The sequence below is a fragment of the Streptomyces sp. SYP-A7185 genome (assembly GCF_046103685.1).
GTDB lineage: Bacteria > Actinomycetota > Actinomycetes > Streptomycetales > Streptomycetaceae > Streptomyces.
Genome location: NZ_CP122310.1, coordinates 7,167,488 through 7,178,904, shown reverse-complemented (window position 1 = coordinate 7,178,904; position 11,417 = coordinate 7,167,488). Strand labels below are relative to the sequence as shown.

The window sequence follows — 11,417 nt, the reverse complement described above, 5'->3', positions numbered from 1 at the left end:
ATGACCAGCACCACCGAACCCGACAAGGCGCAGCCGCTCTCCACCGAGCAGCTGTCGGCCACCACCCTGCTGCGGTTCGCCACGGCCGGGTCCGTCGACGACGGGAAGTCCACCCTCGTGGGCCGCCTCCTGCACGACTCCAAGTCGGTCCTCACCGACCAGCTGGAGGCCGTGGAGCGCGTCTCGCTCGGCCGCGGCCAGGAGGCGCCCGACCTGGCGCTGCTCACCGACGGCCTGCGGGCCGAGCGCGAGCAGGGCATCACCATCGACGTGGCCTACCGCTACTTCGCCACGCCCCGGCGCCGGTTCATCCTCGCCGACACCCCGGGCCACGTGCAGTACACCCGGAACATGGTCACCGGCGCCTCGACGGCCGACCTCGCCGTGGTCCTCGTCGACGCCCGCAACGGCGTCATCGAGCAGACCCGCAGGCACGCCGCCGTCGCCGCGCTCCTGCGCGTCCCGCACGTCGTGCTCGCCGTGAACAAGATGGACCTCGTGGCGTACGAGGAGACGGTCTTCGCGAAGATCGCCGAGGAATTCACCGCGTACGCCAGCGAGTTGGGCGTCCCGGAGATCACCGCGATCCCGATCTCCGCGCTCGCCGGGGACAATGTCGTCGAGCCGTCCTCGAACATGGACTGGTACGGCGGCCCCACGGTCCTGGAGCACCTGGAGACGGTCCCGGTCAGCCACGACCTGACCTCCTGCCACGCGCGGCTGCCCGTCCAGTACGTGATCCGGCCGCAGACCGCCGAGCACCCCGACTACCGGGGTTACGCGGGACAGATCGCGGCGGGCACCTTCCGGGTCGGCGAGTCCGTGACCGTGCTGCCCTCGGGCAAGACGTCGAAGATCGCGGGCATCGACCTCCTCGGCACCCCGGTGGACGTCGCCTGGACGCCGCAGTCGGTGACGCTGCTCCTGGAGAGCGACATCGACATCGCGCGCGGCGACCTGATCGTGCCGAGCGGCGACCAGCCGCCGACCAGCCAGGACATCTCGGCCACGGTCTGCCACGTCGCGGACACCGCGCTGAACGTCGGCCAGCGGGTGCTGCTCAAGCACACCACCCGCACGGTCAAGGCCATCGTCAAGGAGATCCCCTCGCGGCTCACGCTGGACGACCTGTCCCAGCATCCGGACCCGGGGGTCCTGGTCGCCAACGACATCGGCCGTGTCGTGATCCGCACCGCCGAGCCGATCGCGCTCGACACGTACGCCGCCTCGCGCCGCACCGGTTCGTTCCTCCTGATCGACCCGGCCGACGGCACGACGCTCGCGGCGGGCATGGCGGGCGAGGCGTTCGCCGGCACCGAGGCTGCCGAGGAGCCCCAGGCCGCCGCGGACGACGAGGGCTGGGACTTCTGACATGACCTCCATCGACTACTTCTCGACCTTCGCGAAAGAGGGCGGCCGCGTCGGCAGCGGCGCCCTCGGCAGCGGGCAGGGCGGGGTCGGGCGATGTGCGCGATGACGTACGCGCACTGCTTGCGCGCCCACACCCCCCGCGAGTTCGATCTACGAAGACGAAAACCTGCCGATCTCCCGGCCACGCCCTGACGGCGTGAACGCCGGGCCAACGAGAGGACCACCTCCCGTGTCTGCCAGCTTCCGCACCCCACGCACCACCGGCGGCCGCCGCGCCCTGGCCGCCGTGACCGCCCTGCCCCTGCTCGCCGTGGTGCTCACCTCCTGCGGCTACGGCTCCTCGGCGGACAAGGACGACGACAAGGCCGAAGTGGCCTCGGGTGCGAAGAAGATCGAGGGACTCGACGAAGTGAAGATCGGGTACTTCCCGAACCTCACGCACGCCACCGCGCTCGTCGGTGACCAGGAGGGCCTGTTCCAGAAGGAACTGGGCGCGACGAAGGCGAAGTACACGCAGTTCAACGCCGGCCCGTCGGAGATCGAGGCGCTGAACTCGAAGTCCATCGACATCGGCTGGATCGGCCCGTCGCCCGCCATCAACGGCTACACCAAGTCCCAGGGCAAGAACCTGCGCATCATCGGCGGTTCGGCGTCCGGCGGCGTGAAGCTGGTGGTCAACCCCAAGAAGATCAAGTCCCTGGACGACGTCAAGGGCAAGAAGATCGCGACGCCCCAGCTCGGCAACACCCAGGACGTGGCGTTCCTCAACTGGGCGGCCGAGAAGGGCTGGAAGGTCGACGCGGAGAGCGGCAAGGGCGACGTCTCGGTGGTCCGCACCGACAACAAGATCACCCCTGACGCCTACAAGTCCGGTTCGATCGACGGCGCCTGGGTGCCGGAGCCGACTGCGTCGAAGCTGGTCGCCGAGGGCGGCAAGGTGCTCCTGGACGAGTCCGACCTGTGGCCGGACAAGAAGTTCGTGATCACGAACATCATCGTGTCGCAGGAGTTCCTCAAGGAGCACCCGAAGGTCGTCGAGGCCGTGCTGCGCGGTTCGGTGAAGACCAACCAGTGGATCAAGGACAACCCGGAGAAGGCGAAGGCCTCCGCCAACGCCGCCCTCAAGGAGGCCTCCGGCAAGGAGCTGCCCGCCGAGGTCCTCGACCCGGCGTGGAAGTCGATCCAGACCACGGACGACCCGCTGGCCGCCACGCTCGACTCCGAGGCCAAGCACGCCGTCAAGGCGGGCCTCCTGGAGAAGCCGAACCTCAAGGGCATCTACGACCTGGCGCTTTTGAACAAGGTCCTCAAGGCCGAGGGCAAGCCCGCCGTCGACGACGCCGGTCTCGGCGTCAAGTAACCCCGGACTCAGACCAGTTCCCAGGAGGTGACGACCATGGCGACGACGACCCTCGCCAAGGCGGCGGACGACATCACGGCCGCCCCGCACGCAGCCCGGATCGAGCATGTCTCGAAGTCCTTCTCCACGCCCGCCGGGCAGCAGCTCGTCCTGGACGACATCACGCTCGATGTCGCGCCGGGCGAGTTCGTCACCCTCCTGGGAGCCTCGGGCTGCGGCAAGTCCACACTGCTCAACCTGGTGGCCGGGCTCGACGAGCCGTCGGCCGGCGACATCGCCACCGACGGCCGCCCGGCCCTGATGTTCCAGGAGCACGCGCTGTTCCCGTGGCTGACCGCGGGCAAGAACATCGAGCTCGCCCTGAAGCTGCGCGGTGTCGCGAAGGCCGAGCGGCGCGAGCGTGCCGAGGAGCTCCTCGGCCTCGTACGGCTCCAGGGCGCGTACGGCAAGCGGGTGCACGAGCTGTCCGGCGGCATGCGCCAGCGGGTGGCGCTGGCCCGTGCCCTCGCGCAGGACAGCAAGATCCTGCTGATGGACGAGCCGTTCGCGGCGCTCGACGCCATCACGCGCGACGTCCTGCACGACGAGCTGACCCGCATCTGGCGCGAGACCAACGTCTCCGTCCTCTTCGTCACCCACAACGTGCGCGAGGCCGTCCGCCTCGCCGAGCGCGTCGTGCTCCTCTCGTCGCGCCCGGGCCGGGTGGCGCACGAGTGGCGGGTGGACATCCCCCACCCGCGCCGCATCGAGGACTCCGCCGTGGCGGAACTGTCCGTCGAGATCACCGAACAACTGCGTGGGGAGATCCGCCGACATGGCCAGCACTGACACTCCGGTCGACAAGGCCGAGAGGGACAGCAGCCAGGACCTGGCCGGCCTGGAGGCGGGCCTGGACGCCCTGGACGCGGTCCAGCCCCGGCGCATCCCCTTCCGCCAGACCCTCGTCCAGAAGATCCTGCCGCCGGTGACCGCCGTCGTCCTGGTCCTCGTGGTGTGGCAGATCCTGGTGTGGGCGAAGGTCACCGACTCCTACAAGCTGCCCGCGCCCTCCGCCGTCTGGCACGAGGTCGAGGACGCCTGGATGCAGGGCACCCTCCTGGAGTACGTCTGGACGTCCGTCTCGCGCGGGCTGCTCGGCTTCCTGATGGCGCTGGCGATCGGCACGCCGCTCGGCCTGATCGTGGCCCGGGTGCGCTTCGTCAGAGCGGCCATCGGCCCCATCCTGTCGGGCCTCCAGTCGCTCCCGTCGGTGGCCTGGGTGCCGCCGGCCGTGATCTGGCTCGGCCTCAACGACCAGATGATGTACGCGGTGATCCTGCTCGGCGCGGTCCCCTCCATCGCCAACGGTCTGGTCGCCGGCGTCGACCAGGTGCCGCCGCTGTTCCTGCGGGCGGGCCGCACCCTGGGCGCGACGGGCCTGCGCCACACCTGGCACATCGTCATGCCGGCCGCGCTGCCCGGCTATCTGGCCGGCCTGAAGCAGGGCTGGGCGTTCTCGTGGCGCTCGCTCATGGCGGCCGAGATCATCGCGCAGTCGCCGGACCTGGGCATGGGGCTCGGCCAGCTCCTGGAGGCGGGCCGCACGAACAGCAGCATGTCGCAGGTGTTCTTCGCGATCCTGCTCATCCTGATCGTCGGCATCGCCATCGACCTGCTGATCTTCAGTCCCCTTGAGCGGCGCGTCCTGCGCAGCCGCGGACTCCTCGTGAGGAGCTGACCACCATGTACGCCCGTCCCGTCCTGTTCGTCGTCGCCCACGGCAGCCGCGACCCGCGGCATGCCGCGACGGTGCGCGCCCTGGTGCGCCGGGTGCGCGAACAGCGGCCGGGGCTGCGGGTGGAGACGGGTTTCCTGGACTTCAACTCCCCCTCGGTCCCCGAGGTCCTGGAGTCCCTGGACGCCGAGGGCGTGCGCGACGTGATCGCGCTGCCCCTGCTCCTCACCCGGGCGTTCCACGCGAAGTCGGACATCCCGGCGGTCCTGAGTCAGGCACCGCCCCGGCTCCGCATCCGGCAGGCGGCCGTCCTCGGGCCCTCTCCGCTGCTCCTGACCGCCCTGGACCAGCGGTTGTACGAGGCGGGGCTCACCCCCGCCGACAAGTCCTCGACCGGGGTCGTGCTGGCCTCGGCGGGGTCATCGGACCCGGAGGCGATCGCAGTGATCGCTGAAATCGCGCGGGAGTGGCGGCACACCGGTTGGTGCGCCGTGCGGCCTGCGTTCGCCTCCGCATCTCTGCCCCGCACGGAGGACGCCGTGCGGGAACTGCGGGCCCTGGGGGTGCGCAGGGTGGCGGTGGCTCCCTATGTCATCGCGCCCGGTTTCCTGCCGGACCGCATCGAGCGCGGGGCCGCCGAGGCGGACGTCCTGGCCCGTGTCCTCGGTCCGTCGGCGGGTCTCGCGAGGCTGCTGGTCCGGCGCTACGACGAGGCGTGTGCCGAGAACGGTGTGGTCGGGCATATGGCGCGGGTCCCCGCGCTGGCCTAGCTTGTGGGTTCATGACCCTCTCCAGATCCCGCACGCTCTGGCTGCGGACCGAGCCCCTGCACGCAGTGATCTACTTCGAGGAGCGCTGCCGCGACCTCGGCAGGGCGCTGGGCCTCAAGGGTTTCTGGATGGGCTACTTCGCGGCCCGCACCGCTCCCATGGGCCCGGTCGAGTCGGGTGCCGCGACGGCCGCGCTCGGCGTGTTCGCCCCCGGCATGGTGGAGCGGGCCCTTCCGTCCGCCTGGCAGTACGTGTCGCCGGGCCGGATCGTGGAGGAGCGCGCGGCCTACACGGCGCGGGCCCTGCGCGCGCTGGTCCCGGGCATCGACGACCAGGCCATCGCCCTGTGTCCGCCGCTCGCGGCGATGGTCGAGGACGCCCCGTCGCCGGCCCGCCCGCTGTTCGCGGCGAACCGCGACGTGAGCGAGCGGAGCGACCCGGTGCAGCGCCTGTGGCAACTGGTCACCTGCGTAAGGGAGTTCCGGGGCGACGCGCATGTCGCCGCGCTCGCCGACCATGGACTGGACGCCTGCGAGGCGCTGGTGCTCGCCGCCGCGACGGGCCGGGTCGACCCGGACACCATCCGGCACGACCGGGGCTGGGACGAACAGGACTGGGCGCACGCGGTGGACCGGCTGCGCGGGCGCGGTCTGGTGGACGGGGACGGGCACATCACCGAGCACGGCCGCACGGAGCGCGAGTCGGTCGAGGACGCCACGGACCGGCTGGCGGCGCGCCTGCTGCGACCGCTGCCCGCGCGGGAGGCGGACACGCTCCTCGCCGCGCTGGAACGCCCGGTGCGGGACATCCTCGCGGCGGACGTCGTCCCCTTCCCCAACCCGATCGGGCTGCCGCGGCCCACAGGCTGAGCCAATCCGCTTGCGGACCGGTTCCCCCAGCACCTACCGTCTCGCCGATGACCCCCGTACTCCGTTCCGAGCGTCTGACGCTGTCCCCCTATGTCGCCGCCGACGAGGAACAGTTCGTCGCGCTCCTCCAGGACGAGGCCGTGGGCCGCTGGTTCGGCGACGGGATGCAGAGCGTGTCCCAGACCCACGCGCTGTTCCGCCGCGTCTTCGACCTCGTCTACGCGGAGAACCAGTTCCCGGTGTGGGCGGTGCGGCACGAGGGCCGCTACATAGGCCACGCGGAGATCAAGCCGTCGCCCGAGCGCTGGCTCGACGGCCACGAGATCGTCTACGGCCTCTTCCGGGGCAGCTGGGGCAAGGGCCTGGGCACGGAACTGGCCCGCCTGCTCACCTCGTACGGCCATCAGACCCTGGAGCTGGCCGAGGTGCACGCGACCGTGGACGCGGAGAACACCGCCTCCCTCACGGTCCTCAAGCGCCTCGGCTACACCCAGGGGCGCGCGGTCCCGGAGGACAACGGCCGCACCACGCTCCTGATGACCTCGGTCGTCAGCTGAGACCCGGCACCGCGGCCCTCTCCTCCGCCCGGGCCACCAGGCCGAGCAGTTCGGTCACCGGCATCGATCCCGCCGCGCGCCGCTCGCGCGCGAACTCCTTCGCCACGGCCTGGAGGGTGTCGTTCACCGGTGTGGGCACGCCGTGCAGGCGGCCGAGGAGCGCGATCTCGCCGTTGAGGTAGTCCGCCTCGATCGTGCCCGTGCCCCGGGTCAGGCTCTGCCAGGACGAACCCCCGCCCCGCGGCTCACCGTCCAGGGGCTCCAGGCGGACCCGGTCGCCGCGGGTCTCCTGCTGCTCCTGCTCGCCGACGGCCTCGATGCCGGCGGCGGCCAGCACCGCCTCGCCCTCCGCACGGGCCCGGCGGTAGAGCGCGGCGGCCTCCTCGCCGGAGAGCGGGCCGGTGACCGCCTCGATGGCGTTGGCCAGGTTCGACAGCAGCTTCCCGTACTTCCAGCGCATCACGTCCGCCACTACGGGCGCGAGCAGCTTCGACTTCTCCAGGCCGGCGGAGACGAGCCGGGCGGTGTCGTCGGTGCCCCGCGGGTAGCGGCCGAGGTGCAGGATGCCCGTGTAGGGGGCACCCGCCGCGGAGACCGCGCCGGGCTCGACATGGGTGGCGGGCAGCCAGACGCACATGCCGTAGACCCGCCGGAAGCGGCGCAGCGCGATGCGCTCGCTCTCGACGCCGTTCTGCGCGCAGACCAGCGGCAGGACCTCGCCCGCGGTGCCGCCGCCGGCCACCGGGCGCCCGCTCCAGGCGTCGAGGGCGGCCGTCGCGTCCTGGGTCTTCACGGCGAGGAACAGCACGTCGTCCGGGCGTAGTTCGCCCAGTTCGGACGGGTCCCGGACGACGGGGAGCCGGTGGGTCGTCGTCCCCTCCGGCGTCCTGACCCGCAGGCCGCTCTCCCGCACCGCCTCGTGGTGCGCGCCGCGCGCGACGAGGACCACGTCGTGTCCGCTCCCGGCGAGGCGGCCGCCCACGGTGCCGCCGATCGCCCCTGCTCCGATGATGATGTAGCGCATGGAGCCGAGCCTCGCACATCGCCCCGGGAAGATCAGGCTTCCCGCGGGCCCCGCGCGCTGAACGGCGTGCCCTGGTGGAACCAGAGCAGCCACTCGCCCTCGCACCGGCGCCACAGCGAACTGCGGTGCGCGAGGCGGCCGTTGCTCTCGGTGTCGAAGGTGAGGTGCACGACGTCGTCGGCGAGCTGGACGCCCCGCATCCGGGAGGTCATGATCGGGCGGCCGGCCCCGGCGGGGCTCTCGGTCAGGGCTTTGATGATCGAGGCGCGGTCCCAGTGGGTGCCGGAGGTGCCGAACTCGGTGAACTCCGGGTGCAGGATCCGGCCCAGCAGTTCGGGCGAGGCGCGCACCTCGGGGGCGAGCAGGTGCAGTTCTGCCTCGATGGCCGCGTCGACGGCGGGCGTGCGGTCAGCCACGGTCCGGCTCCCCCGTCATCTCCACCAGTTTGGCGACGGTGTTCCAGTTGCGGGTGGTGGCGACGACCCCCTTGAACAGCGCGGGCCTGGCGAGGACTTCGCCGAGCTTGGAGCGGCCGAGGCCGTCCGGCGCGTAGAGGTAGAGCGCGCGGTCGCCGAGCCGGAACTCCTCGGGCAGGAAGGCCGCCCGGTCGATCGCGTCGAGCCGGGAGGGGTCGACCGGCTCGGAGAAGTACGTGACGTGCAATTGCTTGCCCTCCAGCGTGGCGGCGGGGAAGGGGCAGGCGTCGGCGACCGCCTTGAGATAGGCCCCGTCGCGCACCAGGACGCTCACGTCGAAGCCGAAGTGGCCCTCGATGGCCTCGCTCACCCGTGCGGCCAGCGCGTCCTCGTCGGCGGCCTCGCCGGTGAAGACCGCGTTGCCGCTCTGCAGATGGGTGCGGACGTCCCCGAACCCGAGACCGGAGAGCAGGGGCCGCAACTGCGCCATCGGCAGCTTTCTGCTGCCGCCCACGTTGATGCCGCGCAGGAGCGCCGCGTATGCCTTGACCGTCATCCGCACACCATAGGACGGCCGCCGCGCCCCGTGGGGGTGGGCGCGGCGGCCGTCGGTCGGTGGGTGTTACTCGACGACCTTGAGCAGCTTGTTGGGCGTGCCCTCGCTCGGGTTGGAGATCTTGTCCGGGGTCGCGCCGTCGGTCAGCGCCTTGGCGACGGCGTCCGGCTTGGCGTCCGGGTGGGCCCCGACGTAGACGGCCGCGGCGCCCACGACGTGCGGGGTCGCCATCGACGTACCGGAGATGGTGTTGGTGGCGTCGTCGTCGGTGTTCCAGGCGGACGTGATGTCCGAGCCGGGGGCGTAGATGTCCACGACCGAGCCGAAGTTGGAGAAGTCCGACTGCTCGTCGTCCTTGGTGGAGGAGGCGACCGTGATGGCCTCCTTCACGCGGGACGGGGAGCCCTGCCCGGCGTCCGAGGACTCGTTGCCGGCCGCGACCGCAAAGGTGACGCCGGAGGCGATCGCCTTCTGGACCGCCGCGTCGAGCGCCTCGTCGGCGCCGCCGCCCAGGCTCATGTTGGCGACCGAGGGGCCCTGGTGGTTCTTGGTGACCCAGTCGATGCCCGCGACGACCTGCTCGGTGGTGCCGGAGCCCTGGTCGTCCAGGACGCGGACCGCGACGATCTTCGCCTTCTTGGCGACGCCGTGCGCCTCACCGGCGATGGTGCCGGCGACGTGCGTGCCGTGGCCGTTGCCGTCGTCCGCGTTGTCGTCGTTGTCGATGGCGTCGAAGCCGGACGTGGCGCGACCGCCGAAGTCCTTGTGGCTGACGCGCACACCGGTGTCGATGACGTACGCGGTGGCGCCCTCACCGGCCGCGTCCGGGTACGTGTACTTCTTGTCGCCCGCGGTGTCCGCCTGGTCGACGCGGTCCAGGCCCCACGACGGCGGGTTGTCCTGGGTGGCGTCGATGGTGAACTTCTTCGACTGGACGACCTTGCCGACGGCCGGGTCGGCGGCCAGGCGCCTGGCCTCGGTCTCGGTGAGGCTCTTGGCCGAGAAGCCGTTGATCGCGGACGAGTAGTTGCGCCCCAGCTCGCCGCCGTACTCCTCGGCGAGGTCGGACTTGGCGCCCTTGTCGGCCTTCTCGTCGAGCATGACGATGTAGCTGCCGGAGACGGCGCCCTTGGCGTCGGCTCCGTATACCTTGCCCTCGGCGGGGGTTGCCGCGCCGGCGAACGAGGTGGCGAAGACGGTGACGCCGACCGCGGTGGCGGCGGTGGCTATCGACGCCACGAGCTTCACCGGGCGGACACGCTTGTGAGTTGCCATGAAGAGGGATCTCCTCGTGGTGATGTGGGGGGATGTGGGGGGTTTCAAAACTTCACTGCGACAGCCCTTGGGATCCGGAAGATCTCCGGGCGTTGGGACGAAACCATGTCTGATTGACGCGCCCAGATCAATACCTACATGCGCCTGTGACTTGTTCAACAAGGTTCTGTAATAACAAAACGGGCCCCCGCCGCCAGATCGGACACCGCCCGCCCCGACCCGCTCAACTCGTCATGGATGTAAGGGGCTTGTGACGCCCTGACTCCTACTTCCCGAGGAGGGCCGAGGCGCTGGAAGACAAGAAGCCCTCGCACGCCGGACGGGCTGGAACTTTCCAGCCCGTCCGGCGTGCGAGGGCGCGTACGAGGGCGGGCCCGGCGCAGCCGGTGCCGCCTAGACCGTGGCCAGGACCTTGCGCTCCTCGAAGGAGTCGATCGTCCGCGTGAAGTCCCGCGTCGAGAGCAGCAGCTTGTAGATGATGGCCAGCTCGAAGACCAGCAGCAGCGCACCGGAGACGATGGTCGCCGGGAGCACCACGTCGAACAGCGGGCCGATCATGAAGACGCCCATCTGGAACTCGATGCCGCTCACCAGGTGCGTACGGATGCGGTGGCGCAGCAGGAAGGAACGCGCCCGCAGGTACGCGGGGAACTTGTGGCGGAACTCCTGGTGCAGGTCGATGACCTGGCGCTTGGGCGCGGGCTCCGGAGCCTCCGGGGTCTCCGGGACGCCCTGCTCCGCCCGCGTCTTCTGGAGGTCCTGCTCGATGTCGGCCTCGGGGTTGTCCCGCAGGAGGTCTTCCATGAAGGCCAGCTCGGCCTCGTTCTCGGCCCGCCGGGCCGCCCGCATGCGGACCTTGATCTGCTTGCGCATGGTGTGGCGGATCTTGAAGATCTCCAGCCCGTTGATGTAACGCAGCGTGTCGAGGGCGACCACGGCGACCGCCGCCCAGATGTAGAAGGCGTCCCCGGTGCGGTGGAACTGCCCGCCCATCAGGGCGACCGCGCACGCCATCACGCGGATGCGGTCGAAGACGAAGTCGAGCCACGCGCCGAACACCGAACCGGTGCCGGTGAGGCGGGCGACCTTGCCGTCCATGCAGTCGAGGATGAAGCTGCAGTGGTAGACGACGGCGCCGACGACGAGCCACTGCCAGTCCCCCAGCGCGAAGAACCCGGCGGAGACGAGCCCCAGCAGGAACGCGCCCCAGGTGATCTGGTTGGGCGTGATCCGGGTGCGCATCGCCGTCCACCGCACGAGGGGCGTGGCGACCGGATCGACCAGGATCACCGTCCACCACGCGTCGCGCTTCTTCTGGGTGATGCGGCGCACCTCGTCGAGGGGCGGTATGTCTCGTCGCATGGGGGTCAACTTCCTGGCGTTCGCGGAACGTTCACCTCACGCTAGAGAGGCATTGGTTCAAGGAACAAGAACCTCAGCGTGCAACCTTTGGCCGGGGGTAACGGTCAACCTTGCAGGACGAGTCAATACCTATGCCAGAACCA

12 protein-coding genes are annotated in these 11,417 nt (G+C 70.7%); 7 read left to right on the top strand and 5 right to left on the bottom strand.

Going from position 1 to position 11,417, the window contains the following annotated elements:
• The 7 genes from QBL25_RS31470 to QBL25_RS31440 all read left to right on the top strand — a co-directional run bounded on the left by QBL25_RS31470 (position 1) and on the right by QBL25_RS31440 (position 6,641).
• Positions 1–1,371, top strand: a complete 1,371-nt coding sequence (locus QBL25_RS31470; protein WP_409060322.1) for a sulfate adenylyltransferase subunit 1 — start codon at positions 1–3, stop codon at positions 1,369–1,371.
• A 229-nt stretch (positions 1,372–1,600) separates the two neighbouring features.
• Positions 1,601–2,731 (top strand): aliphatic sulfonate ABC transporter substrate-binding protein, encoded by a 1,131-nt coding sequence (locus QBL25_RS31465; protein WP_409060321.1) that lies wholly within the window; start codon positions 1,601–1,603, stop codon positions 2,729–2,731.
• Positions 2,732–2,767: 36 nt separating this feature from the next.
• Positions 2,768–3,559 (top strand): ABC transporter ATP-binding protein, encoded by a 792-nt coding sequence (locus QBL25_RS31460; RefSeq protein ID WP_409060320.1) that lies wholly within the window; start codon positions 2,768–2,770, stop codon positions 3,557–3,559.
• Positions 3,546–4,448, top strand: a complete 903-nt coding sequence (locus QBL25_RS31455; RefSeq protein WP_409060319.1) for an ABC transporter permease — start codon at positions 3,546–3,548, stop codon at positions 4,446–4,448. The genes QBL25_RS31460 and QBL25_RS31455 overlap by 14 nt, the downstream gene beginning before the upstream one ends.
• Positions 4,449–4,453: 5 nt before the next feature.
• Positions 4,454–5,215, top strand: coding sequence for a sirohydrochlorin chelatase (locus QBL25_RS31450; protein ID WP_409060318.1), 762 nt, complete (start codon positions 4,454–4,456; stop codon positions 5,213–5,215).
• A gap of 11 nt (positions 5,216–5,226) precedes the next feature.
• Complete coding sequence (locus QBL25_RS31445; protein WP_409060317.1) at positions 5,227–6,084, top strand: SCO6745 family protein; 858 nt, start codon at positions 5,227–5,229, stop codon at positions 6,082–6,084.
• A 47-nt stretch (positions 6,085–6,131) separates the two neighbouring features.
• Complete coding sequence (locus QBL25_RS31440) at positions 6,132–6,641, top strand: GNAT family N-acetyltransferase (protein ID WP_409060316.1); 510 nt, start codon at positions 6,132–6,134, stop codon at positions 6,639–6,641.
• On the opposite strand, the gene QBL25_RS31435 is transcribed toward QBL25_RS31440, so the two are convergent.
• The 5 genes from QBL25_RS31435 to QBL25_RS31415 form a co-directional block, all read right to left on the bottom strand.
• A complete protein-coding gene (locus QBL25_RS31435; RefSeq protein ID WP_409060315.1) occupies positions 6,634–7,665 on the bottom strand; it encodes a ketopantoate reductase family protein in 1,032 nt (343 codons plus the stop codon). The two genes, QBL25_RS31440 and QBL25_RS31435, sit on opposite strands and share 8 nt — an antisense overlap.
• Before the next feature lie 32 nt (positions 7,666–7,697).
• Complete coding sequence (locus QBL25_RS31430) at positions 7,698–8,081, bottom strand: DUF4440 domain-containing protein (protein WP_409060314.1); 384 nt, start codon at positions 8,079–8,081, stop codon at positions 7,698–7,700.
• A complete protein-coding gene (locus QBL25_RS31425) occupies positions 8,074–8,637 on the bottom strand; it encodes a DUF1697 domain-containing protein (protein WP_409060313.1) in 564 nt (187 codons plus the stop codon). Before QBL25_RS31425 ends, QBL25_RS31430 begins: the two co-directional genes overlap by 8 nt.
• Positions 8,638–8,703: 66 nt before the next feature.
• Positions 8,704–9,912, bottom strand: a complete 1,209-nt coding sequence (locus tag QBL25_RS31420; protein ID WP_409060312.1) for a S8 family serine peptidase — start codon at positions 9,910–9,912, stop codon at positions 8,704–8,706.
• Between the two features lie 393 nt (positions 9,913–10,305).
• A complete protein-coding gene (locus tag QBL25_RS31415; protein ID WP_409060311.1) occupies positions 10,306–11,274 on the bottom strand; it encodes a CDP-alcohol phosphatidyltransferase family protein in 969 nt (322 codons plus the stop codon).
• Positions 11,275–11,417 lie beyond the last annotated feature (143 nt).

Coding starts and splice junctions, on each gene's coding strand:
- QBL25_RS31435 (WP_409060315.1), bottom strand. CDS start 7,665: ATGCGCTACATCATCATCGGAGCAGGGGCGATCGGCGGCACCGTGGGC.
- QBL25_RS31455 (WP_409060319.1), top strand. CDS start 3,546: ATGGCCAGCACTGACACTCCGGTCGACAAGGCCGAGAGGGACAGCAGC.
- QBL25_RS31415 (WP_409060311.1), bottom strand. CDS start 11,274: ATGCGACGAGACATACCGCCCCTCGACGAGGTGCGCCGCATCACCCAG.
- QBL25_RS31470 (WP_409060322.1), top strand. CDS start 1: ATGACCAGCACCACCGAACCCGACAAGGCGCAGCCGCTCTCCACCGAG.
- QBL25_RS31440 (WP_409060316.1), top strand. CDS start 6,132: ATGACCCCCGTACTCCGTTCCGAGCGTCTGACGCTGTCCCCCTATGTC.
- QBL25_RS31425 (WP_409060313.1), bottom strand. CDS start 8,637: ATGACGGTCAAGGCATACGCGGCGCTCCTGCGCGGCATCAACGTGGGC.
- QBL25_RS31450 (WP_409060318.1), top strand. CDS start 4,454: ATGTACGCCCGTCCCGTCCTGTTCGTCGTCGCCCACGGCAGCCGCGAC.
- QBL25_RS31460 (WP_409060320.1), top strand. CDS start 2,768: ATGGCGACGACGACCCTCGCCAAGGCGGCGGACGACATCACGGCCGCC.
- QBL25_RS31445 (WP_409060317.1), top strand. CDS start 5,227: ATGACCCTCTCCAGATCCCGCACGCTCTGGCTGCGGACCGAGCCCCTG.
- QBL25_RS31420 (WP_409060312.1), bottom strand. CDS start 9,912: ATGGCAACTCACAAGCGTGTCCGCCCGGTGAAGCTCGTGGCGTCGATA.